Here is a 21,489-nt window from a genome sequence, read left to right as displayed (position 1 = left end):
TCCCCCGCCCGTCTGGCCCTGATCGACGGCGACGTCTGCGTGGTTTTCGACGAAGGCGAGGAAGGCGTCGCCCCCGGCCAGGCCTGCGCCCTTTACGATCCGACCGACCCCGACCGCGTCCTGGGCGGCGGCTTCATCCGCGACACGACCGCCGTAGCGACAGCCTAGACAATTGTGGAGATCGGGTGGATTTTGAGTTGATTTTCGTCGAATATTGATTGAGACCCCATTCAACAATAATGCACAGCTGCGTTATATTTCTTTAAACTGATCATTGCAGTAATGCCCTAATCCCCGGCCTGACCAAGCAGGGGAAATAAATGCAACGTCAAAACAAACTCCGCCTCCAGCTTTTGCTGGGGACCGCGCTTCTCGCCGCGCCCGTTTCCGCCTTCGCCGGCAGCGATCCCGTCGCCGTCGATCCGACGCCGACCGGCCTGGCCGACATCGTCGTCACCGCCACCAAGCGTGAAACCAATCTGCAAGACACGCCGATCTCCATATCGGTCATGGGTTCGGAATCGCTGGAAAACCGCCACGTTCAGAGCCTGATGGATCTGGCCGACGGCGCTGTGCCCAGCCTTCGCGTCGCCACCTTCGAAGCGCGCCAATCGGCTCTGACCATCGGCATTCGCGGGATTGTGCCGAACGACGCCAACCAACCCGCCCGCGAACAGGGCGTCGGCGTCTATGTCGACGGCGTCTATCTGGCGCGTCAGCACGGCCTCGCTTCCGCCCTGCTCGACATCGAACGGGTGGAAGTCCTGAAGGGGCCGCAAGGCACCCTGTTCGGCCGCAACACCGAAGGCGGCGCCCTGTCGCTGGTGACCAAGAAGCCCACGGGCGAGTTCGGCATGCGCGCCGTCGCCGGCGTCGGCAACCTGGACTCCTACAACTCCGAACTGCACGTCGATTTTCCGGCCCTGGGCGACTTCGCCTTCAAGGTGGACGGCGTGATCGCGGTTCAGGGACCGGCCACCAAGAACATCCTGCCGGGCGAGACGGGCTTTGGCCAATACGACCGCCGCGGTCTGCGCTTCCAGACCCGCTGGACCCCGGCCGAAAACTTCACCGCCGATCTGGCGGCCGACATCGGCAAGGACAAGAACACCCCGTTCTACAGCCAGCTGCTGAACTTCAACCCGAACGGCCTGACGGTCGTGCCGTGGACCTCGGCCACCGTGCCGAGCGGCTCGATCCGCGCCCTGTCGCCCCTGGTGCAGGTCGAAGGTTCGGAGCGCATGACGCAGGCCGACATCGGCGTGCCTCAGCAGTGGAGCGTCGATGACACGCGCGGGACGGATCTGCATCTGTCCTATCGCCCCAGCGACGCGCTGGAACTGCGTTCGATCACCGCCTATCGCGACCTGGACGTCGAGCAGTACGACAATATCGCCGGCGCCCACCGTCCGCCGGTGACCGGCCCGAATGGCAAGTTCTCGCGCTACTCCCTGGCCGGCTTCTGGCAGCACCAGTTCAGCCAGGAAGTCCAGGCGGTCGGTTCGCTGGGCGACAGCATCGACTATGTCGGCGGCGTCTTCTACTTCAAGGAAACCGTGTCGGACGATGCGGCCACGCCTTCGACGAACCAATGGAACGCCGACGGCACGGGCTACACCATCCTGGACCCCACCCCGACCATCCGCGGCTCCCGCTCGCTGGACCGCAAGTCGACGGCTCACGCCGAATCCAAGGCGGTCTATGGTCAGGCGACCTGGACCCCGGCCCAGCTGGACGCCCTGCACCTGACGGTCGGCGGCCGCTACACCTGGGATGACAAGGACGGCAAGCTGGAGATGGTGAACAACGCGCCGACCAATCTCAGCTTCAACACCTCGGTCGATCGGTTCGATCCGCTGGTCACCCTGGCCTATGACCTGACCGACAGCGTCAACGTCTACGGCAAATATTCGACCGGCTATCGGGCCGGCGGCGCCTCGTCGCGCTCGCTGACCTATCGCTCCTTCGATCCGGAAGAGGTGAAGGCCTATGAGCTGGGCCTGAAGAGCGACCTGTTCGACCGTCGGGTGCGGCTGAACGCGGCCGTCTATGCGATGGACCGCACCGACAGCCAGATCGACTTCAGCCTTGTCACCGTGATCGGCGCCTCGACCCGCAACACGCTGGAAACGATCAACGCCCCCGGCACCACCAAGATCCGGGGCCTGGAGTTGGAAGGCCAGTTCCGCGCCAACGACTATCTGACGCTGTCGGCCTCCTACGCCTATACGGACGCCAAGATCCCGGACACGGTGAACCCGTTCAACAATCAGGTGCAAAAGGTGTTCATCGCCTATACGCCTGAGAACGCCGCCAGCGTGGCCGCGGACTGGAACTCGCCCTTCATGGGCGCGACGCTGAAGGCTCACATCGACGCCAACTACGCCGACGCCAGCCACAGCTTCGACCAGTTCGAAATCAAGAACGACTCCTCGTTCCTGGTCAACGCCCGCATCGCGGTGGCCGACATCGCCACTCGCGAAGGCGGCCCCGATCTGGAAGTGGCCCTGTGGTCGCGCAACCTGCTGGACGAGACCTATGTCTACCGCCGCGACCCCTCGAACCGGGGCACGCTGGGCGACTACGGCAACTTCAACAACCCGCGCACCTTCGGCATCGAGCTGCGCGCCTCCTACTGACCGTCCTCCTCCCGGTCAGATCGCCCCCTCCCGCCCAGCGCGGGAGGGGGTTTTCTTTGTCGGATTATCCAGATTTTGTGGAGAGCGGATGAAGTTTGTCCGAAGCCGCATGGTTCTGCTGGACGGGCCGGGCGCGCGGCGCGATGGCGGGGGACGGAGGTTTCATGAGCAGTCTTGTCTTGATCGCCGATGACGAAGGCGAAATCGTCGAAATTCTGGACGCCTATATGCGTCGCGAGGGCTTTCGAACCGCGACCGCCTCGGACGGGCAGCAGGCGCTTGATCTCCATGCCTCTCTGAAGCCCGACATGGTGCTGCTGGACGTGCGGATGCCCAATCGCGACGGCTGGGACGTCCTGGGCGAACTGCGCCGGCGCGGAGAAACGCCGGTCATCATGGTCACGGCGCTGGACCAGGATCTGGACAAGCTTCAGGCGCTTCGGATCGGCGCTGACGACTATATCGTCAAGCCTTTCAAACCCGTCGAAGTCGTCGCGCGCGTCCACGCCATCCTCCGGCGCACCGTGGGCGCGCCCGACGCCAAGGTGCTGAGGGTCGGGCCGGTCGAAATCCAGCTTGAGAACTACCTCGCCGCCGTCATCACGCCCGACGGACGTCGCCGACTGGACCTTACCCTGACCGAGTTCAAAATGCTGGCCCATATGGCGCGGATTCCGCTGCGGGTCTTCACCCGCGCCGAAATCCTGGACGCCTGCTTCCCAAACCAGGACGTTCAGGAACGCACGATCGACAGCCATTTCAGCCATCTTCGACGCAAGCTGGAGGCCGCCGGCGCCGTCGGTCTGGTCGCCAATGTCCGGGGCGTCGGCTACCGGCTGGAGCCTGACGCTTGCCCCTGACCGACGGCATAGGGCGCAATGTGGCGGCTCGGATCGGCCTGGTCACCCTGACCGGCTTCATCCTCAGCGCGTTCTGCGCCTTCTTCGTCTATGCCTGGGTGTTTGAAAACCATCCCGGCGTGGTCGCCGCGCCGCATCACTGGAAGCCCCAGGCCGTCGACTATGCGGTCATCGTTGCAGCGGTCCTGACGGCGATCGGCCTGGCCGTCATGGCCGGCGCCCTGCTGGCTCGGCAGATCGTCCTTCCACTCGCGTCCCTGGCTATTACGGCCCAACGGATTTCAGAGGGCGACCTGACCGCTCGCGCCACCGTCGGCAAACGCGCCCTTCGCGAAACCGCCCAACTGGTCGAAGACTTCAACCGAATGGCGCAACGGCTTCAGGCGCACGCCGAGGAACGCATCGCCTGGAACGCCAAGATCGCCCACGAATTGCGCACCCCGGTCACCATTCTGAAGGGACGTCTGGAGGGCGTCGCCGACGGGGTGTTCCAGATCGACGATCACACCCTGACCAGTTTGAGGCGTCAGATCGAGGGCCTGGCGCGCATCGTCGAGGATCTGCGGGTGGTCAGCCTGGCCGAAAGCAACCACCTGGATCTCCAGCTTGAGGCGGTCGATCTGTCCCAAGAGATCGGCGCCCTGCGCGAAATCGTACAGCCCAGCCTGAGCGCCGCCGGTTTCGAAGCCCAGTGGCGCCTGGAGCCCGCCCTGGCCGTCTGCGATCCGACACGCCTCAGACAGGCCGCCCTGGCCCTGCTCGAAAACGCGCGGCGACACGCCGTTCCGGGTCCGCTGGTGATCCGCACGGCCACCTTCGGCGCCTTCGCCCGGATTTCGATCGAGGACAGCGGCCCCGGCATAGACGCCGATCGCGCCGCCCACATCTTTCACCCCTTCAAGCGCGACCCATCGGCCACGGGCTCGGGCCTGGGATTGGCGGTCGTCCGGGCGATCGCGGAGGCTCACGGCGGGCTCGCCCTTCACCGTAACACCGTCGCAGGCGGCTCCCTCTTCACCCTGGAGATTCCACGTCAGCCCGCGCGCCGACCCGCGGTCTAGCCGGCGGCGAAGACCCGGATGCGGTTGCCGTCGGGATCGCTCGCGACGAAGGCCCGCCCCTGACGGGTGTCCATCGGCGGCAAGACGATCCGCGCGCCGCGATCCCACCAGTCCATATGCAGTTCATCCACCACGGACGGCGCCTTCATGCGCAGTTCCAGGGCGTCTCCCGGTCGAGACGCCGGCTGTGCCGAACGCCACAGGCTCAGCGTCCGCCGGGTCGACAGAATGAAGACGGCGCGATCCGGTCCCGCTTCCAGCGGCGTTCGCCGCAGCAGCCGGGCGTAGAAGCGCGCCGCGGCCTCCGGGTCGGCGACGCTCAGTGGAATGTCTTCGATCTCGGTCATGCGCCCTCCGGTTTTTGCGAGAACAAACCTAGACCGCCCTGCTGCCAGTTCCTGTCAGCATGATCCTGCTTCCGCCCGTTTTTCCTGCGCCTCATGCCAGGTCTTCAGCAGGGCCTGACGCCGGGCGGGATAGCGGGCCTCCGTCACCTCCGCCTCGACGATCCGGTCGGTGCGGAAACTGCGGAAATCCTGTCGCAACTCGCACCAGGCCAGCAGCAGCCGCACCCGGTCGAAGAAGACCAGGGCGAAGGGCCAGACCACCCGTTCTGACGCCTTGCCCGCCTCGTCGCGGTAACACAGCCTCAGCCGCCGCTCGGTGCGGATCGCCTTTCTCAACAGGGCGGGATCGACCAGATCGGTCGGAAACGGCGCCCCCGGCACGACCAGCAGGGCCGAGGTCTCCATCTCGTCGCGCAGATCCGGGGGCAGGACCGCCGCGATCCGCGCCAGCGCCCCCAGGGCGGCGTCCCGCATCCGCGCATCGGCCCGGTCCGCCACCCAGCGCGAACCCAGCACCAGGGCCTCCACCTCCTCCGGCGTGAACATCAGCGGCGGCAGCAGATAGCCCGGCTTCAGCACATAGCCGACCCCCGGCTCCCCCTCGATCGTCGCCCCCTGCGCCTGTAGGCTGGCGATGTCGCGATACAGGGTGCGCAGACTGACCCCCATCTCCTCGGCCAGCACGCGCCCGCTGACCGGCCGCCGCCGCCGCCGCAGGGCGTTCAGAAGATCAAGCAGGCGTTCGGACCGGGACACGACGCGAGCCTAGCAGAGATGCTGACAGAAAGCGGCAGCAACTAAGCCGATCCCTGGCGTCCTGGACAAATCGGTCGTGCGCGCCCGGCGTCAGGGCGCTTCGTATGCACGGTCTCCCGCCCCACAGTGTCGGTACACGATGTCATACAACGGCCCGCTGCGACGGCACGCATAGCAGACGCCCGCAGTCGCCCTGCGCACCTCAGCATCGCCCTGCAGAGAGATTGAGGTTTGAAGACGCCGACAGTCGCCTTCCCGCTTGTGGAGCCAAGCCCCTGCACCAACCGCAATGAAGACCACTGCGCCGATTAGCGATTTCACGAATAGGCGATTCACGACGCGCGCCGATCGCCCCTAAGCCGCCTCATCATCCTTCGGCATCACATCCCCCACCGTCGGCCGGTTCTCCGCCCGCGTCAGCCGGATGTCCCTCGGCTTGACGATCTCGCCGCAGCAGCCGCAGGCGATGCGCGGGGTCAGGGTGGCGCCGCAGGTCGAGTGGACCATGTCGATGCCGCAGTCGGTCTCGCCATAGACGTGTTTGGCGCCCCAGCCGTGCAGGGTCACCAGAACCCCGTACAGATCCTTGCCCTTGGGCGTCAGCACATATTCGTTGCGCGGGGGCCGTTCGGAATAGGGGCGCGGCTCCAGCACCCCGTGCTGGACCAGGCTTTTTAGACGCGCGGCCAGGACGTTGCGCGCCACGCCCAGATTGTCCTGCCATTGCTCGAACCGGCTGACCCCGTTGAAGGCGTCGCGGATGACCAGCAGGGTCCACGGATCGCCGATCACCTCCAGGGTGGCGGCGATGGAGCAGCTTTGGCGGCTGTAGTCTGCGGTGCGTCCCATGCGACAAAAGTGACCCCGCGTCAGGCGGTTGGCAAGAGGGTTGCCAATCCGAACCGGCTCAGTCAGTCTTGTTTGACAACGGACCTGCAACCCCTCCAGAACGCAGCGCCTTCCGTCCCTTCTTCGCCTGACGCAGGATGGCGCCCATGGCCGATACGACCCACCCCATCTCCCTCGACGCCGCCCTGGCCTTCCACACCCTGGACGACGGCGGCCTTTCGGCGCCCGTTCCCGGTCACTTCTCCAACGGTCCGTCCGGCCTGCCGCCGGAGAAGGGCTTTCCCTTCGGCGGCCTGCTGGCGGCCCTGTGCGCCCAGGCGATGCGCCAGGGCCTGTCCCTGACCGCGCCGCTGCGGACCCTGTCGGTCCAGTATCTGTCGGCGGCGCGGTTCGGCGAACAGGTCGCCTTTCGTCCCCGACTGCTGCGCGGCGGCCGCAATGTCGTCTATGCGGCGGTCGAGGCCGAGCAGGACGGCCGCATGACCCATCACGCCACCGGCACCTACGGCTTGGACGGCGACGCACCGCCGCTCGCCCCGCTTCATCGGCCTCCGCCCTCGCTGGACAGCCTGAACCCCGCCGCCACCATCCGGGGGCCGATGTCGCCCCACTTCGCCCAGCATGTCGAATACCGGTTCGACGGCGGGCCCAACATCCTGGGCGGCAATGCGGGCAAGCCGGTGATCGAACGCACCTGGATGCGGATGGCCGACCGGCGACCGCTGGACGAGGTCGGCCTCTGCTACCTGCTGGACGCCCTCTATCCCCCGGCCTGGACCACATCCTCCACGCCTGCGCCCATGACCACCGTCGATCTGCGCATCGACATCCTGACCGACCCGACCCCCGAAACCGCGCCCGACGGCTGGGCCTTCTTCGAGTTCCGGATGCTGGACCTGGGCCTGGGCTGGACGGTGGACGAGGCGACCGCCTGGGGCGCCGACGGAAGCCCACTGGCGATCTCGCGCCAGCGCCGCAAACTGCTGCCGCAACGGGGCGGCTGATCTGAAAGTCGCTCAGCCTCCGTTCATCATTATCAGGGACTATTCGAAATCTCTGGAGTAGGCTCCGGGCGTCGCTGTCGTCGCCTCTATCCTCTCGTCCAAATCTCTGGTGTCTCACCGATGCGTCGCAGCCGTCTCATCGCCGCTTGTCAGGCCGCCGTCGTCATGGGCGGAGCCTTGATGCTCCAGGGCTGCGTCGCCGGCGCCGTGGTCGGCGGGACCGCCGCCGTCGTGGGCGGCGCGGCCAAGGCCGGCGGCGCGGTCGTGGGCGCCGGCTTCGACGCCGTCACCACCTCGGACGAAGAAACCCGCGCCCGCCGCGAACGCGAACAGCGCGAATACGAACGCGAGCAACGCCGCTGCGAACAGCGCCAGAGGCAGGGCAAAAGCTGCTGAGGTCTCGACGGGTTTCGGAGACCCTGCGACGACCACAGTCGCCTACAGCGATAGCCGCGCCGTTCCACACCCCTCGATTTATTAGATTGCACGTGAGCGCCTTATCCCGATATTCATAGATCGGGGACACGAGGGGAATACCGTTGACCGACAGTACCGATGACGCGCCGACGCCGGCGCGCCCGCTTACCGACGCCCTGGGCCCGATTTCAGATCCCGACGAAGGCGCCGAGACCCTGGTGTTCACCACCACGCTCCAGCCGTCGAAGTTCCTGGGCCTCAGCCTGAAGAATGGGCTGCTGAACCTCGTGACCCTGACCCTCTGGCGGTTCTGGGGCAAGACCGAAGTGCGTCGCCGCGTCTGGCGCGGCGTGCGGCTGAACGACGAGGCCTTTGAATACACCGGGCGCGGGGTCGAACTGTTCGTCGGCTTCCTGCTGGCCCTGGTCGTCCTGGGCGCGCCCTTCTTGCTGGTCGTGTTCGGCGTCCAGTTCCTGCGACCGGAGTTGGCCGCCCTCCTCATCCTGCCCTTCTATGCGTTTCTGTATTGGCTCTGGGGCTTCGGCGTCTTCAGCGCTTTTCGCTATATGGCCAGCCGAACGACCTGGCGCGGCATACGCTTCCGACTGACAGGTTCCGGCGCCAATTACGGCCTACGCTTCCTGGGCTATCTTCTCCTCACCAGCATCACCTTCGGCTGGTTCTGGCCAGCGGCCGAACGCAAGCTGGCCGGCTCGGTTTGGGGCGGAATGCGTTTCGGCGACCGCAAGATCGCCTTCCAGATGGGCCGCTCCGAAGGCGAGAGCCTGTACGGCCCCTTCGCCATCGGCTGGCTCGGCACCGCCGTCGGCTATATCGTGCTGATTATAATCGTCGGCGTGGCGTTCGCCGCCCTCAGTCACGCCGGTCTGCTGCCCGAACCGGGAACCGCCGGACCGCCCGACGTCGTGTTCATTCTCGGGATCTACGGCCTCATGGCCCTGCTGGCGCCGATCTTCATGCTGATCTGGTCCCCCTACCACGCCGCCAAGCTGCGCGCGATCGCTCGCGGGGTGACGATGGACAAGGCCGGCTTCACCCTGAAGGTGAACGCCCTGCCCCTGTGGTGGCTGATGCTCAGCAACCTTTTCCTGATCATCGTCACCCTGGGCTTCCTGATGCCCTGGGCCCAGGCGCGGACCGCGCGTTTTCTCATCACGCGCCTGAAATCGGACGGCAAGGCCAAGGTCGGGCTGGCGCACCAGACCGGCCGCGGCCCTGGATCGGGCGAAGGCCTGGCCGACGCCTTCGGCTTCTCGGCGATCTGAGGTGGACGGCCGCTTCTACGACGGCAAGAGCGCCCGGTCCCATCCGGCCGTCGTCTCCGTCGATGCTGAGGCCGTGATCCTGTCGCTCGACGGCCAGGAACGCCGCTGGCCGGCCAAAGGTTTGACGGTGACCTTCGAGGCGAACGAGGCCCGCCTGTCGCACAGCGCGGAGCCGGACGCGCGGCTGGTCGTGTCCCGATCCGACTGGACCCTGGCGGGGGGTCTGCTGGCCAAACAGACCGCCCGCCGCGACCGCTCGCGCGAGCGACGCCTGGCCGTGGCCCTCGCCGTCGTGGCGGCGGCCGTGACCGGCTTCGTCTTCATCGGCGTCCCGGCCCTGTCGGGTCCGCTCGCCCGGGCGACGCCGGTTGAATACGAGCGCAACATGGGTCGAAACTTCGACCTGCAGATGAACGCCCTCTTCCCGCGCTGTGACGGCGAGGAGGGTCAGGCCGCGCTCCAGGCCGTGACCGACCGGCTGGCCTCCAACGCCGACACCGTGTTCGACATCCGCATCCGCGCCGTCCAGGCGCCGATGATCAACGCCTTCGCCCTGCCCGGCGGCTCCATCGTCGTCACCGACGACCTGATCCGCGCGGCCGACACCCCCGACGAGGTCGCGGCCGTGGTCGCCCACGAGATCGCCCATGTCGAGAAGCGCCACGTGATGCAGGCGGTATGGCGCAACCTGGGGTTCGGCCTGATCCTCGACGCCGTGGTCGGCGGCGGCTCCGGCGCGGGCCAGCAGGCGGTGATCCTGGCCGGTCAGGCGACCGACCTCAGCTACGGCCGCGCGGCCGAACACGAAGCCGATGAACGGGGCCGCGCCCTGCTGCACGACGCCGGTTTCAGCTCGAAGGGCATGGCCGCCTTCTTCGACCGCCTGTCGAAGATGGAGGATCAGAAACTGGCCGAGGCGGCCGAGTTCGCCGCCACCCACCCGGCCTCCGGCCGTCGCGCCCGCGAGGCTCGCGCCGCCGAACGCCCCGGCGCCCCCGCCCTGTCGGCAGACGACTGGCGTAAGGTCAAATCGGCCTGCAAGGCCAAGGATCCGACGCTTCGCGTGATCCGCCGCAATCTGGGCCTATAGGCTCAGCACGCACCGCTCGTTGATCGTCGGCCGCGCCACCTGCACCCGGCAAAGCCCCGGCCAGTCCGGCTTCAGGGTCTTGGCGAACCACAGGCACAGGTTTTCCAGGCTGGGCAGCTCCAGCCCCTCGTGCTCGTTCAGCATGCCGTGGTCCAGCTGCTCCGCCGCCGACTTCAGCGCCCGGTCCAGCGCCCCCAGGTCCGCGACCCAGTTGTGCTCGGCGTCCAGGGTCTCCGACCGGATCGTCGCCTCGACCGTAAAGGAGTGGCCGTGGACGCGACGATAGATGCTGCCCTCGGGTTCGTTGGGGAAGTGGTGGGCGGCGTCGAAGGTCGCCTGTTTGGTGATTTCGAAGACGGGCATTAGCGGACGCCGATGTATTTGTGGGTCTGGACGCTCAGGCGCCACTGGGGATGGGTCAGGCAATATTCGATGGCGGCGGCGGTGTTCTCCGCCTGGTCGGGGCCGTCCAGGGGCTGGAGCCAGAACCGTTCGAACGCGAGGTGTTCGAACCGCTCGGGGGGGGCCTTGGGCTGCGGATAGACCAGCTTCAGCTCCTGCCCCTTGATCTGGATCACGTCTGCGTCCGCCTTTGGGCTGACGCAGATCCAGTCGATCCCGTCGGGCGCCGCCAGGGTGCCGTTGCTCTCTATGGCGATCTCGAAACCGCGCGCGTGCAGGGCCGCGACCAGGGGCGCATCCAGCTGCAGCAGGGGCTCTCCCCCGGTGCAGACCACCAGTTTCGGATCGCCCTCGCGCCCCCGCCACATCGCCGCGACATGATCGGCCAGCCCGTCCGCGGTGGCGAACTTGCCCCCGCCGTCCCCGTCTACGCCGACGAAGTCCGTATCGCAGAAGCTGCAGACGGCGCTCGCCCGATCCTGTTCGCGCCCGCTCCACAGATTGCAGCCGGCGAAGCGCAGAAAGACCGCCGGCCGCCCCGCCTGTCCGCCCTCGCCCTGGACCGTCAGAAACACTTCCTTGGCCGAATAGGTCACGTCTGAGCGCCTCGGCCGGCGCCCCATTCCGCATGCCCCGCCGCCCGCAACTCGCACGCGGGGCATTGGCCGCAGCCATAGCCCCAGGCGTGGCGATGCGTCCGATCGCCCTGATAGCAGGTGTGGCTGTCCTCAATGATCAGCTCGACCAGCGGCGCCCCGCCGATCGTATCCGCCAGGTCCCAGGTCTGGGCCTTGGTCAGCCACATCAGCGGGGTCTCGATCACCACCGGCTTGTCCAGCCCCAGCGACAGGGCCCGCGCCATGGCCTCCATGGTCTCGTGGCGACAGTCGGGATAGCCGGAATAGTCCGTCTCGCACATGCCGCCGACCAGCACCTCCAGCCCGCGCCGATCCGCCAGGGCCGCCGCCGCCACGAGGAAGATCAAGTTGCGCCCGGGGACAAAGGTGGTCGGCAGGCCGCGCGCATCCATCTCGATCTTGCGGTCGGCGGTCAGGGCGCTTTCGGCGATCCGGCCGTATCCGGTCAGGTCCACCACATGGTCGTCGCCCAGCCGGTCGGCCCATTGCGGCAGGGCCGTCTTCATCCCCGCACGCACCGCCTGGCGCGCCTTCATCTCCACGACGTGACGCTGGCCATAGTCGAAGCCGACCGTCTCCACCCGCCCGAACCGCTCCAGCGCCCAGGCCAGACAGGTGGCGCTGTCCTGCCCGCCGGAGAAGAGAACCAGGGCCGATGTCGTAGACTTTTCCAGGATGACGCTCATGACGAATCTGCGGTCGGCCGGTCGGCCGCGCGCATGCACAAAGGGATGAGGACCTCAGATGGGTCGGGCGGGCCTTCTACACCAGACCCGCCCCCGGCGCAAAATCCTGAAACAGCCGGCGCCCGCCCCTGAGATGACACCGAGGGTACAGGCCGAAACTTTCTGATCCGGCTTAACTAATCGGCAAGCGCTACTGGTGCATATGGGAGGCGAGTAAGGAGTTCCAGGCAGTATGCCGACGATTGAGACCCTTTCAGAACAACCCGAGCCGGTAGGTCCGTCCACGCTCGGCTGCGAGGTTTTCGCCCGGTTCGAGCGCGAACCGGACACTTTGGTCATACCTGTCGTAGAGAACGACCGCCCCCTGGGCCTGGTGGAACGCACCACCTTCATACAGAAGATCGCCGGCCGCTTCGGCCACGCCCTCTACGATCTGCGCCCGATCACCTTCGCCATGGACCCCGAGCCGGCGGTGGTGGAAGGCGACGCTGAAATCGACGCCTTCAGTGAAATCCTGCTGAGGGGCGGTCCCGCCGCCCTGCTGCGCGGTTTCATCGTGACGAAAAACGGCCGCTATCACGGCGTGGGCACGGCTGCGACCCTGCTCCGCAGCGCGACAGACCGCCAGCGGCGCCACGAGGCGGAGTTGGCCAACCAAGCTGCAGCCCTCAACGACACGCGCGCCCAGGCCCTCATCGCCGCCCGCGCCAAGAGCCAGTTCCTGGCCATCATGAGCCATGAGCTTCGCACCCCGATGAACGGCGTCTTGGCCGTCGCCGAACTGCTGCGCCGCCAGCCCTTGAGCACGACGGCCCAGGCCCATGTGCAGACCATCGTCGAATCGTCCGAAAACCTGCTGCGCATCCTTCAGGACGCCGTCGACCTGGCCAAGGCCGAGGCGGGAGAGCTGGAGTTGACCCCCGTCGCCACCCCGCTGCGGGCCGTGATGGACGACGTCCAATCCCTATGGGAGCCGCGCGCCTCCCAGGACGGCGTGACCCTGCTGGTCGGCTACGAAGGCGACACGGAGCTGGCCGCCGTCATCGACGGAGTCCGCCTGAAGCAGGTGTTCAACAATCTGATCGGCAATGCGCTGAAATTCGCGCGCAATGGGGTGGTCGAGGCCGGGCTGAAGGCCTGGGTCGACGGCGACCAGGTGCGGATGGAGGCCCGGGTTCGCGACGACGGCCCCGGCGTCGACGCCGACCGTGTGGATTCCATCTTCGAACCCTTCGTCCACGGCTCGGGCCCGGACGGCGCCGGACTGGGCCTGTCCATCTGCCGCCAGGTCATCGAGCGTATGGGCGGTCGGATCTGGGCCGAGAACAACAAGGGTCGGGGCGCAACCTTCGCCTTCGACATCACCGCGCGCCGCGCCGCAGCGGTCGTCGAGCCCGCCTCCAATGTCTCGAGCCTGCCAGAACTCGATCTGAAGTCCGCGCCCCACGTGCTGATCGTCGATGACAACGCCACCAACCGCGTCGTGGCCCAGGCCTTGTGCGAAATGTTCGGCTGCAGTTCCGAACTGGCGGAGGACGGGCTGGAGGCGGTCCAGGCGGTTCAGGAAGGTCGCTATGATCTGATCCTGATGGACATCAAAATGCCGCGCATGGACGGGGTCCAGGCGACCCAGGCCATCCGCGCCCTGGGCGGCGAGGTGGGACGCACCCCCATCGTCGCCCTGACGGCCAACGCCGATCCCGAAGACGCCAAACACTATCTGTCCGTCGGCATGGCCGCCGTGGTGGAAAAGCCGATCAAGCCCGAGCGCCTGCGCATGGCGATGAACGCGGCCCTCGTCGAGAACAAGGGCGAGGACGAGACGCAGACGTCGGCGCCGGCCCCTCGCCGGGCGCGGCGCTGATCGCTCAGTCCGGCCGGACCTCCAGCGTCTCTTCATCCTCCTCGTCATAGCCGACCAGGCGCAGCGCGCGCGCCTTCTGGCCGTTCAGTTCGGCCCAGCGCAGAAGCCCCTCCTCCCGGCCATGGGTGATCCAGACCTCGTTGGGTTTCAGCTCCTCGAAGGTCGTGACCAGTTCCTCCCAGTCGGCATGGTCGGAGATGACCAGGGGCAGCTCCACCCCCTTCTGCCGGGCGCGCGCCCTTACCCCCATCCAGCCTGAGGCGAAGGCCACGACCGGATCGGCGAACCGCCGGGACCAGCGATCCTGCACGGCCGACGGCGGCGCGACCACCACCTCGCCTCCCAGCGCCCCCTTTGGGAGATCGCGCGTCGGCAGGATCGGCCCCAGATCGACGCCCTCGCGCTCATAGAGCGCGTTCAGCCGCTCCATGGCGCCGTGCACATAGATGGGTCGGTCCCAGCCCGCCTCACGCAGCGTGCGTATGATCCTCTGGGCCTTTCCCAAGGCGTAGGCGCCGACCAGATGGGCTCGGTCAGGAAACTGCGCCAGCGACCGAACCAGCCGACCGATCTCATCCTGCGCCGGCGGATGGCGGAATACAGGCAGGCCGAAAGTCGCCTCAGAGATGAAGACGTGACAAGGCACGGGTTCGAACGCCGGACAGGTCGGATCGCGCCGCCGCTTGTAATCGCCCGACACGACCATGGTCAGACCCTTCCAGCGCACCTCGACCTGGGCGGATCCCAGGACATGGCCTGCCGGAAACAGCCGCAGCTCGACCCCGTTGATCGCGGCCCTCTCTGCGTATTCGACCGCCTGCTCCCGCGCCGTAAAGGCGTCGCCGTAGCGCTCGGCCATGATGGCCAGGGTCTGGCGCGTGGCCAGCACGGCGCCGTGCCCCGCCCGCGCATGATCGGAATGGCCATGGGTGATCACGGCCCGATCCACGGGGCGCACCGGATCGACGTAGAAGTCGCCGGGCGGACAATAGAGGCCGGCCGGCGTCGGATGCAGCAGATCTTCGGGTCGGATCATGGGGGCGTAACGCTCTCGACGCCGTCGGGTCGCCCCGTCATACAGAAGACTGTCACCGACTCCACGGACGCCCTTTCGCATGCACGACAGTTTCGTCGACGCCATCCTGCCACAACTCGCGGCGGGCGCCGCCCACACGGGCGCTCTGGGCTTCATCTTCGACGGGCTTCATGACGGCGCGCCGCGCATTCGGGTTCCCTGGCGGCCCGACCTGGTCGGCGATCCTGACACGGGGGTGCTGGCCGGGGGGCTGGTGACGACCCTCTTGGACCATATCGGCGGCCTGGCCGTCTGGACCGCCATGGACGCCTTCCACCCGATCGCCACCCTGGACCTGCGGGTGGACTATATGCGCGCGGCCCGGCCGGGCGTGGACCTTTTGGCCCAAGCCAGCTGCTATCGTTTAACCCCCACGATCGCCTTCGTGCGCGGCTGGGCGTTCGAGGACGATCCCGCCGATCCGGTTGCGGCGGCTCAGTCGGCCTATGTGCTGAACCGCTCGCGCAGCAGCACCAAGCCGGCGCCCGCAGGAGACCTCGGCGCATGAACGAGCTTCTGGATCGGCTTCCCTACGCCCGCTTTCTGAACCTCCAGACCCAGATGAACGGCGACGAGGTCACGGTGGTCATGCCCTTTGCAGATCAGTTGATCGGCAATCCGATGCTGCCGGCCCTGCACGGCGGCTCAACCGCCGCCCTGTTGGAAATGACGGCCATGGCACAGATCGCCCTGGCGTTTCCGAGTTCGCGCCTGCCGCGGCCGATCAACGTCACCGTCGCCTATCTCAGGACCGGCCGTCCGGTCGACGTCTTCGCCAGGGCCGAGATCAGCCGCGCCGGCCGGCGGATCGCTCACGTCCAGGCTGAGGCGTGGCAGGAAAGCCGGAGCCGCCCCATCGCCTCCCTGACCGCGCACTTCCTTCTGGAGGAATCCTAGCCTTTTCAAAGACTTTTGCTTGAGGCGAGGAAGGCCGCACGACGCACGCGCACCAGAACGCCTCCCCGCTCAACATTGATCGATTAGGTTAACAATATTCTACCAGAAGCGGTTAAGCCGTGTTAGGATTCATCCATTGTAAACCTTGTTTGAGGGGCTTCCCAATGGACCGTACTGAAGTCATCGCCGGCGTGGCTGCTGATCTGCACGCCACGGAACACGCTATCGACGCCGCCATCGCTCGAGCGACGACGCTGGTTCAATCCTTCATCAGCGCGCGCGCCGACCTCTCGCTGTCGCCGGTCGCCGCCACGGCCTCGCAAGCCAAGGCCATGGAAACCATCGCCGCCCTCGCCGCCGCGCGGGAGTCCATCGTGGCGTGCCACGGCGAGTTGCAGAAGGACCATCGCCGCCTCGGCTTCGGAACCTACGCCGCCGGCCCGATTGGCAAGCCCGACGACTGGCTTGACCCCAAGGACACGCGCAATCATCTCCGCTCGGTTGCATGAAATTAAGTTAAGGTTAGGCCTCATTATCACTTAACCTAACATCGCCTAAAGTCGCCCCCTTCGCGTAAAACGCTTGGGGGCGACAATTATGGTAAACATGATGTACGCCGTCATAGGCGCCGTTTTCATGGTTACGATGGCGCTTTTTGCGCTGCTTAAGGGCGGAAATACTGAAAAGGTGGGCGCCAGCGCATACCTGATGGCGTGGTTTGCTTCGCTTGTCGTCCAACAGGAATCGCCCCGCGCCGATCAGGCTCCCTCCGGCGTCTTCTTCATCGACCTGGTCCTGCTGGCCGTGTTTGCCGTTCTCGCTTTGAGATCAAACCGCGCCTGGCCCATATGGGCCGGAGCCATCCAACTTCTCACAGTCCTGTGCCACCTCATCCTGCTGATGAACGGCCGGACGCCGGTCAGCGCGCTGTTCACCATCATGAACCTGAACGGCTACCTCATCATCATCTGCCTGACCGTCGGCACCTTCTGGGTCTGGCAGGAACGAAAGGCGGCGACCGAGCATCAGCTAGGTAGAAATTCCTAAGCTCTCACTCTAGGCTGGGCCGACTCATTGTCGGGAACGCCATGCCCCTGTCCCACGCCAAACTATGGAAGGCCGTCGACGCCCTGGCGCGGCGCGAGGGCCTGTCACCGTCGGGACTGGCGCGGCGGGCGGGGCTGGACGCCACCAGTTTCAATCCGTCCAAGCGGTTCAGCGCCGGGGATCCGCCGCGCCCCCGCTGGCCCTCGACCGAGAGCCTGACCCTGGTTCTTCAGGCGGCCGGCGTATCCCTGGCCGACTTCGCCGCCCTGGCCGACGACGCGCCCTCCGCCCCGTCGACCGTGCCCCTGCTGGGCCTGGCCCGCGCGGGCCTGGACGGCTTTTTCGACGAGGCGGGCCTGCCGACCGGCGACGGCTGGGACCAGACCGAACTGCCGCAGGTCAATCCCACCACCTTCAGCCTGCGGATCAGCGGGGATTCGATGGCGCCCCTGTACCGCGAGGGCGACCGGGTCATCGTCGACCGGGGCGACCCGGCCGTGCGGCGCGGCGACCGGGTCGTGGCGCGTCTGACCTCGGGCGAGGTGGTGGCCAAGGAGCTGACGGCGCTCAACGCCCGCACCGCCACCCTGTCCTCGATCAATCCCGACTATCCCCCGCGGGTCGTGTCCCGGCGCGACATCGAATGGATGGCCCGCATCCTCTGGGTCAGCCAGTAGAAAACCCCGGCCGGCGAACCGGACGGGGTCTGAGGCTCAAACGGCGAACCGCGAGCCTGGCGACCGTTCCGGCGGGATCGACGGGGGCAAGAACGACCCCGCCGGCGCGGTCTTTCCGGGCGCGACCTCAGCGGGTCACATAGTTGGCGTTCACCCAGCCGCCGCCGGCGATCTGGATCCAGTCGCCCTGGCGAGCGACGGCGGTGAAGGGCTGGCCGGCCGCCAGGCTGCCCGACTGGCGGAAGCCCGTGCCGGGGCCGCTGCGGATCCGCAGAGTGGTTCCGGCGCGATAGGTGTTGGCGTTGGCCTCGGCTGCGACGCGGGCGCGCTGCTGGTTGCAGCCGATATAGGAGCCGGCCGCCGCGCCGGCGCCGGCGCCGACGATGGTCCCGGCCGTGCGCTCGTTACGCGCCAAGTTCGAGCCGACCACCCCGCCGACGACTGCGCCGATCAGGGCGCCCGCGCGCTGGCGACCGCCGGGGGCGTCGCAGTTGGTCACGCCATTGGCCTGGGCCTGGGCGGCCATGGGGGCTGCGGTCACCAGGGCGGCCAGAGCCGCAGCCGTGGCCAGACCCGTCTTCAGAAACTTGCTCGACATATTCATCTCCTGTCATCGGGTTTGCCGATGAGGGGAGAATGCCGAGCTGAACCTGAAGGCTCCCGGAGCTTCGCCGTTATTTTCCGTTCATCTTAAGGGACGCTCGGCGCGTCGGCGTTCGATCAACCGCCGCGCGGCCTCGACGTCGCGCTCGACCAAGTGTTTGCGGCGCAGAAATTGGAAGTCCATCACCCGGGCCCACAGGTGCAGCAGCCGGTCCTGAGTGACGAAAACGGTCAGCGCCTCGACCGTGGGCGGTGCGCCCCAGGCCTGGGCCAGTTTCGACAGATGGTCCACCGTCGCATCGTCGGGCAGGGGCTGGCATTCGACGATCCAGTCCCAGCTGCACAGCTCCGGCCGCGCCTTGATCAGCGCCAATGTCGCCGTCAGCACCTTGTCTGCGGACCCGGCCGAAACCAGGTCCATCCACAAGATCCGCGCCTGTTCGTCGATCTCGTACTGCACGTCGCCTCCCCGGCCACGTCGCCATACAAGCCCTTCGCGGTTAAGAAATATTACCTTGCGTCAAGCCTGCGCCAGTTCGCCGCGCGCGCCCTTTTTGATCAGGTCGATCGTCTGCGGCAGGCCGTAGATGGCCGCAAAGGAGCCGAAACGCGGTCCCTGGCTGGCGCCCAGCAGCACTTCGTACAGCGCCCCAAACCAGGCTCGGAGCGGCTCGAACTCATGCGCCTTGCCTGCTGCATAGACCTCGTTCTGGATCAGCTCGCCGTCGGTCGTGTCCGCCGGCAGGGCCTTCAGCCGCTCCGCCAGGTCCTCCAGCGCCGCCTTCTCCTTGTCGTCCGGCAGGCGGTACGACTTCGAGGGCTTCACGAAGTCCTCGTAATAGTTCAGCGCGTGGTCCATCAGCCGGTCCAGAAGCGGCTCGTTCTCCGGCGTGGCCTCGGGCAGATATTTGGCGAAATAGGCCCACAGCTGCGCCTTGGTCGAGGCGTTCGCCACCCCCACCAGGTTCAGCAGCAGGGCGAAGGACACCGGCGAGGTATGGGTCGGCGGATCGCCCGCATGGATCGACCAGACCGCATTGTCGATCCGCTTGGCCGGCTCTTGCGTCTTGTAGCTTTCGATGAAGGCCAGATAGTCGTCGATGGCGCGCGGAATGACGTTGAAGTGCAGGCTCTTGGCCGACTTCGGCGACTGGAACATGTACCAGCTCAGGCTCTCCGGCGTGCCGTAGCGCAGCCATTCCTCCATCGTCAGGCCGTTGCCCTTGGACTTCGAAATCTTCTTGCCCTCGATGTCCAGGAAGAGCTCGTAGTTGAAGCCTTCCGGCGGCGTCCCGCCCAGGGCGCGACAGATCTTGCCGCTCTCGCGCACGCTCTCGATCAGATCCTTGCCCGACATCTCGTAATCGACGTCCAGGGCGGTCCAGCGCATGGCCCAGTCCGGCTTCCACTGCAGCTTCACATGGCCGCCCGTGACCGGCAGCTCGGTGCGCCCGCCCGCGGGATCGTCGAAGACGATGGTCCCCTTTTCGACGTTCCGCTCAAGCGTCGGGACCTGCAGCACATGGCCCGTAATCGGGCTGACCGGCAGGAAGGGCGAATAGGTCGCCCGCCGCTCTTCGCCCAGGGTCGGCAGCATGATGGCCATGACCGCGTCGAACCGCTCCAGCAGGGTCAGAAGCGTCGCGTCGAAGGCGCCGGACTTGTAGGTCTCGGTCGAGCTCATGAACTCGTAGTCGAAGCCGAACGAGTCCAGGAAGGCCCGCAGCCGCGCATTATTGTGCGCCCCGAAACTGTCGTGCGTGCCGAACGGATCGCGCACCCGCGTCAGCGACAGGTTCAGGTCCTCGCGCAGCATCTCCGGGTTCGGCACCCCTTCCGGCACCTTCCTGAGGCCGTCCATATCGTCCGAAAACGCGACCAGCCGCGTGCCCCAGTGGTCGCCGGTCAAGGCGCGGAAAGCGTTGCGCACCATGGTGGTGCGCGCCACCTCGCCGAAGGTGCCCATGTGCGGCAGGCCCGACGGCCCGTATCCGGTCTCCAGCAGCACCGGCTTCTGCAAGGCCTCGAACTTCGCCAGGGCCTCGTCGGCCTTGCCCGCGTCGATCAGCGCCCGCGCCTCGGCCCGCTCGCTCTCGCCCAGCCGTTTTTTCAGAACATGGGTCAGCAGATTGCGGGCTTGTTCGAACGGCCAGGACTTGGCCTCGCGGGCGAGAGTTTCGAGGTTCTGAAGCATGGCGGCGGTTTGACTTGTCCCGCTCCCCGGGTCAACGGCTCAACGCCGTCGGCCGGTCGCCATCGCCACCACCGCCGCTCCGGTCGCCACGATGATCGCATCCTCGATCAGACCGCTCTTCGTCTGCCCGATCCGCTTCATCGCCTTTTTCCGCCCGGCCAGCCCCAGATAGGCCAGCGGAACCGCCGTCCCGACCGCAAGCGCCGCGCCCAGCTTCTCACGCCCGCGCGGAGCCAGGGCCGAGCCCGCGATCCCCGCGCTCATCACCCGCGCCAGCAGGCCCAGAAAGACCGTCCGGTCCGGCGCCGACTTCATCTTGTCGCCGAACAGCTCGCCGACCCCCATGGCCAGACCGCCGAACTTGAACAGCGGATGATCCAGCAGCAGCAACCGCCCCGGCGTCTTCCGGTGCGCCAGCCGGGCCCCGGCTATGGCCGCCATGGGCGTCATGGACCGGGCGCTGGCGACGGCGCCGATGAGGACGGAGGGGACAAGGGCGAGGGCTTTCATCTCCGCTGAACACGCGCCGGATCGGAAGGTTCAGCCGGATCATTCCCGCCTCGACCGCATTCCTCCTCAGCGACACCCGCCGAGGCCGCCCATGAGGTTCCCGTGAGCTATCGCCGCTTCGCCGCCATGATCGGGGTCTCCACCCTCGTCATGTACGGCCTGATGTATCTGAACACCTATCAGATCGACCACGTCCGTTTCAGCGAGACGCGGCTCTACATGGCCCTGCTGATGGGGGCGGTCATGGCCGCCATCATGATGGGCTTCATGTGGTCGATGTACGAAAGGCCGCGGATCAAACAGATGATCCTCGCCGGCGCCGTCGTCGTCTTCGCCGGCTCCCTGTGGCTGGTCCGCAGCCAGGCCACCGTCGGCGATGTCGCCTATATGAAGGCCATGATCCCGCACCACTCCATCGCCATCATGACCAGCGAACGCGCCCATATCCGCGATCCTCGCGTCCGCGAACTGGCGGACGAGATCATCGAGGCCCAGGTGCGCGAGATCGATGAGATGAACGATCTGGTCGCCGATCTGTCCCGGAATCCCCCGCCCCGCGACGCGCCTGACCTGCCGGCCCGCTCTCC

The 21,489-nt window shown here is 66.8% G+C and carries 26 protein-coding genes; 15 read left to right on the top strand and 11 right to left on the bottom strand.

Annotated elements, in window-relative coordinates; translation table 11 throughout:
* The 4 genes from AC07XS_RS14275 to AC07XS_RS14260 all read left to right on the top strand — a co-directional run.
* Nucleotides 1–168: aminomethyltransferase beta-barrel domain-containing protein (locus tag AC07XS_RS14275; protein ID WP_494732680.1), on the top strand; the 168-nt coding region annotated here is incomplete at its 5' end.
* 152 nt (nucleotides 169–320) lie between these two features.
* Nucleotides 321–2,639, top strand: a complete 2,319-nt coding sequence (locus AC07XS_RS14270; RefSeq protein WP_182714942.1) for a TonB-dependent receptor — start codon at nucleotides 321–323, stop codon at nucleotides 2,637–2,639.
* A 164-nt stretch (nucleotides 2,640–2,803) separates the two neighbouring features.
* Nucleotides 2,804–3,499, top strand: a complete 696-nt coding sequence (locus AC07XS_RS14265) for a response regulator (protein ID WP_054765216.1) — start codon at nucleotides 2,804–2,806, stop codon at nucleotides 3,497–3,499.
* The gene (locus AC07XS_RS14260; RefSeq protein ID WP_054765215.1) at nucleotides 3,490–4,560 is read left to right on the top strand and encodes an ATP-binding protein; all 1,071 of its coding nucleotides are present in this window, start codon (nucleotides 3,490–3,492) and stop codon (nucleotides 4,558–4,560) included. The genes AC07XS_RS14265 and AC07XS_RS14260 overlap by 10 nt, the downstream gene beginning before the upstream one ends.
* On the opposite strand, the gene AC07XS_RS14255 is transcribed toward AC07XS_RS14260, so the two are convergent.
* From AC07XS_RS14255 to AC07XS_RS14245, 3 genes are all read right to left on the bottom strand, one after another.
* Complete coding sequence (locus AC07XS_RS14255) at nucleotides 4,557–4,907, bottom strand: VOC family protein (protein ID WP_054765214.1); 351 nt, start codon at nucleotides 4,905–4,907, stop codon at nucleotides 4,557–4,559. The genes AC07XS_RS14260 and AC07XS_RS14255 overlap by 4 nt on opposite strands.
* Nucleotides 4,908–4,961: 54 nt before the next feature.
* Nucleotides 4,962–5,663 (bottom strand): helix-turn-helix transcriptional regulator, encoded by a 702-nt coding sequence (locus tag AC07XS_RS14250; RefSeq protein ID WP_182714943.1) that lies wholly within the window; start codon nucleotides 5,661–5,663, stop codon nucleotides 4,962–4,964.
* Between the two features lie 354 nt (nucleotides 5,664–6,017).
* Nucleotides 6,018–6,512 (bottom strand): winged helix-turn-helix transcriptional regulator, encoded by a 495-nt coding sequence (locus AC07XS_RS14245; protein ID WP_054765210.1) that lies wholly within the window; start codon nucleotides 6,510–6,512, stop codon nucleotides 6,018–6,020.
* A 146-nt stretch (nucleotides 6,513–6,658) separates the two neighbouring features.
* Between AC07XS_RS14245 and AC07XS_RS14240 the strand changes: the two genes are divergently transcribed.
* From AC07XS_RS14240 to AC07XS_RS14225, 4 genes are all read left to right on the top strand, one after another.
* Nucleotides 6,659–7,516: a thioesterase family protein gene (locus AC07XS_RS14240; protein WP_182714944.1), complete on the top strand. Its 858-nt coding sequence runs from the start codon at nucleotides 6,659–6,661 to the stop codon at nucleotides 7,514–7,516.
* Nucleotides 7,517–7,636: 120 nt separating this feature from the next.
* Nucleotides 7,637–7,912 carry a hypothetical protein gene (locus AC07XS_RS14235; protein WP_182714945.1) on the top strand — a complete coding sequence of 92 codons (276 nt, stop codon included), beginning with the start codon at nucleotides 7,637–7,639 and terminating at the stop codon, nucleotides 7,910–7,912.
* Nucleotides 7,913–8,055: 143 nt separating this feature from the next.
* Entirely contained in the window at nucleotides 8,056–9,219 is a 1,164-nt protein-coding gene (locus tag AC07XS_RS14230; protein WP_182714946.1) for a DUF898 family protein, read from the top strand.
* Nucleotide 9,220: 1 nt separating this feature from the next.
* The gene (locus AC07XS_RS14225; RefSeq protein WP_182714947.1) at nucleotides 9,221–10,309 is read left to right on the top strand and encodes a M48 family metallopeptidase; all 1,089 of its coding nucleotides are present in this window, start codon (nucleotides 9,221–9,223) and stop codon (nucleotides 10,307–10,309) included.
* Here AC07XS_RS14225 and AC07XS_RS14220 read toward each other — a convergent pair.
* From AC07XS_RS14220 to queC, 3 genes are read right to left on the bottom strand one after another with little or no spacing between them, the layout of a single operon-like run.
* Nucleotides 10,304–10,672, bottom strand: coding sequence for a 6-pyruvoyl trahydropterin synthase family protein (locus AC07XS_RS14220; RefSeq protein WP_054765207.1), 369 nt, complete (start codon nucleotides 10,670–10,672; stop codon nucleotides 10,304–10,306). The two genes, AC07XS_RS14225 and AC07XS_RS14220, sit on opposite strands and share 6 nt — an antisense overlap.
* A complete protein-coding gene (gene queE / locus AC07XS_RS14215) occupies nucleotides 10,672–11,307 on the bottom strand; it encodes a 7-carboxy-7-deazaguanine synthase (protein ID WP_182714948.1) in 636 nt (211 codons plus the stop codon). The genes AC07XS_RS14220 and queE overlap by 1 nt, the downstream gene beginning before the upstream one ends.
* Entirely contained in the window at nucleotides 11,304–12,026 is a 723-nt protein-coding gene (gene queC / locus AC07XS_RS14210) for a 7-cyano-7-deazaguanine synthase QueC (protein ID WP_370866433.1), read from the bottom strand. The genes queE and queC overlap by 4 nt, the downstream gene beginning before the upstream one ends.
* A 241-nt stretch (nucleotides 12,027–12,267) precedes the next feature.
* Here queC and AC07XS_RS14205 point away from each other — a divergent pair, with 241 nt between their 5' ends.
* Nucleotides 12,268–13,899: a response regulator gene (locus tag AC07XS_RS14205; RefSeq protein ID WP_054765204.1), complete on the top strand. Its 1,632-nt coding sequence runs from the start codon at nucleotides 12,268–12,270 to the stop codon at nucleotides 13,897–13,899.
* A gap of 4 nt (nucleotides 13,900–13,903) precedes the next feature.
* On the opposite strand, the gene AC07XS_RS14200 is transcribed toward AC07XS_RS14205, so the two are convergent.
* A complete protein-coding gene (locus AC07XS_RS14200) occupies nucleotides 13,904–14,935 on the bottom strand; it encodes a ligase-associated DNA damage response exonuclease (protein ID WP_054765203.1) in 1,032 nt (343 codons plus the stop codon).
* 79 nt (nucleotides 14,936–15,014) lie between these two features.
* Between AC07XS_RS14200 and AC07XS_RS14195 the strand changes: the two genes are divergently transcribed.
* From AC07XS_RS14195 to AC07XS_RS14175, 5 genes are all read left to right on the top strand, one after another.
* On the top strand, nucleotides 15,015–15,482 hold the full coding sequence (locus AC07XS_RS14195) for a PaaI family thioesterase (RefSeq protein WP_182714949.1): 468 nt from the start codon (nucleotides 15,015–15,017) through the stop codon (nucleotides 15,480–15,482).
* Nucleotides 15,479–15,871, top strand: a complete 393-nt coding sequence (locus tag AC07XS_RS14190) for a PaaI family thioesterase (protein ID WP_182714950.1) — start codon at nucleotides 15,479–15,481, stop codon at nucleotides 15,869–15,871. The genes AC07XS_RS14195 and AC07XS_RS14190 overlap by 4 nt, the downstream gene beginning before the upstream one ends.
* A gap of 164 nt (nucleotides 15,872–16,035) precedes the next feature.
* Nucleotides 16,036–16,380: a hypothetical protein gene (locus AC07XS_RS14185; RefSeq protein WP_182714951.1), complete on the top strand. Its 345-nt coding sequence runs from the start codon at nucleotides 16,036–16,038 to the stop codon at nucleotides 16,378–16,380.
* A 97-nt stretch (nucleotides 16,381–16,477) separates the two neighbouring features.
* The gene (locus AC07XS_RS14180; protein WP_321208148.1) at nucleotides 16,478–16,918 is read left to right on the top strand and encodes a hypothetical protein; all 441 of its coding nucleotides are present in this window, start codon (nucleotides 16,478–16,480) and stop codon (nucleotides 16,916–16,918) included.
* Nucleotides 16,919–16,959: 41 nt separating this feature from the next.
* Entirely contained in the window at nucleotides 16,960–17,595 is a 636-nt protein-coding gene (locus tag AC07XS_RS14175) for a S24 family peptidase (RefSeq protein WP_182714953.1), read from the top strand.
* A gap of 127 nt (nucleotides 17,596–17,722) precedes the next feature.
* Here the strand turns inward: AC07XS_RS14175 and AC07XS_RS14170 are convergent, their stop codons facing one another.
* From AC07XS_RS14170 to AC07XS_RS14155, 4 genes are all read right to left on the bottom strand, one after another.
* Nucleotides 17,723–18,193, bottom strand: a complete 471-nt coding sequence (locus tag AC07XS_RS14170) for an SH3 domain-containing protein (protein ID WP_054765197.1) — start codon at nucleotides 18,191–18,193, stop codon at nucleotides 17,723–17,725.
* Between the two features lie 87 nt (nucleotides 18,194–18,280).
* Complete coding sequence (locus AC07XS_RS14165; RefSeq protein WP_054765196.1) at nucleotides 18,281–18,658, bottom strand: hypothetical protein; 378 nt, start codon at nucleotides 18,656–18,658, stop codon at nucleotides 18,281–18,283.
* A gap of 60 nt (nucleotides 18,659–18,718) precedes the next feature.
* Nucleotides 18,719–20,392, bottom strand: coding sequence for a lysine--tRNA ligase (locus tag AC07XS_RS14160; protein WP_182714954.1), 1,674 nt, complete (start codon nucleotides 20,390–20,392; stop codon nucleotides 18,719–18,721).
* 39 nt (nucleotides 20,393–20,431) lie between these two features.
* A complete protein-coding gene (locus AC07XS_RS14155; protein WP_182714955.1) occupies nucleotides 20,432–20,902 on the bottom strand; it encodes a hypothetical protein in 471 nt (156 codons plus the stop codon).
* Nucleotides 20,903–21,004: 102 nt separating this feature from the next.
* Here AC07XS_RS14155 and AC07XS_RS14150 point away from each other — a divergent pair.
* The coding region (locus AC07XS_RS14150) for a DUF305 domain-containing protein (protein WP_182714956.1) at nucleotides 21,005–21,489 on the top strand (485 nt) is incomplete at its 3' end.

This window comes from Brevundimonas sp. GW456-12-10-14-LB3 (assembly GCF_059424365.1).
Note: the sequence above shows the minus strand (reverse complement) of the source record. Positions and strands in the feature narration are given on the sequence as shown.

Bases quoted from the DNA above. Each gene is read 5' to 3' on its own strand.
- AC07XS_RS14270 (WP_182714942.1), top strand. From the start codon at position 321: ATGCAACGTCAAAACAAACTCCGCCTCCAGCTTTTGCTGGGGACCGCG.
- AC07XS_RS14265 (WP_054765216.1), top strand. From the start codon at position 2,804: ATGAGCAGTCTTGTCTTGATCGCCGATGACGAAGGCGAAATCGTCGAA.
- AC07XS_RS14255 (WP_054765214.1), bottom strand. From the start codon at position 4,907: ATGACCGAGATCGAAGACATTCCACTGAGCGTCGCCGACCCGGAGGCC.
- AC07XS_RS14245 (WP_054765210.1), bottom strand. From the start codon at position 6,512: ATGGGACGCACCGCAGACTACAGCCGCCAAAGCTGCTCCATCGCCGCC.
- AC07XS_RS14240 (WP_182714944.1), top strand. From the start codon at position 6,659: ATGGCCGATACGACCCACCCCATCTCCCTCGACGCCGCCCTGGCCTTC.
- AC07XS_RS14235 (WP_182714945.1), top strand. From the start codon at position 7,637: ATGCGTCGCAGCCGTCTCATCGCCGCTTGTCAGGCCGCCGTCGTCATG.
- AC07XS_RS14220 (WP_054765207.1), bottom strand. From the start codon at position 10,672: ATGCCCGTCTTCGAAATCACCAAACAGGCGACCTTCGACGCCGCCCAC.
- AC07XS_RS14205 (WP_054765204.1), top strand. From the start codon at position 12,268: ATGCCGACGATTGAGACCCTTTCAGAACAACCCGAGCCGGTAGGTCCG.
- AC07XS_RS14200 (WP_054765203.1), bottom strand. From the start codon at position 14,935: ATGATCCGACCCGAAGATCTGCTGCATCCGACGCCGGCCGGCCTCTAT.
- AC07XS_RS14195 (WP_182714949.1), top strand. From the start codon at position 15,015: ATGCACGACAGTTTCGTCGACGCCATCCTGCCACAACTCGCGGCGGGC.
- AC07XS_RS14190 (WP_182714950.1), top strand. From the start codon at position 15,479: ATGAACGAGCTTCTGGATCGGCTTCCCTACGCCCGCTTTCTGAACCTC.
- AC07XS_RS14185 (WP_182714951.1), top strand. From the start codon at position 16,036: ATGGACCGTACTGAAGTCATCGCCGGCGTGGCTGCTGATCTGCACGCC.
- AC07XS_RS14180 (WP_321208148.1), top strand. From the start codon at position 16,478: ATGATGTACGCCGTCATAGGCGCCGTTTTCATGGTTACGATGGCGCTT.
- AC07XS_RS14175 (WP_182714953.1), top strand. From the start codon at position 16,960: ATGCCCCTGTCCCACGCCAAACTATGGAAGGCCGTCGACGCCCTGGCG.
- AC07XS_RS14170 (WP_054765197.1), bottom strand. From the start codon at position 18,193: ATGTCGAGCAAGTTTCTGAAGACGGGTCTGGCCACGGCTGCGGCTCTG.
- AC07XS_RS14160 (WP_182714954.1), bottom strand. From the start codon at position 20,392: ATGCTTCAGAACCTCGAAACTCTCGCCCGCGAGGCCAAGTCCTGGCCG.
- AC07XS_RS14155 (WP_182714955.1), bottom strand. From the start codon at position 20,902: ATGAAAGCCCTCGCCCTTGTCCCCTCCGTCCTCATCGGCGCCGTCGCC.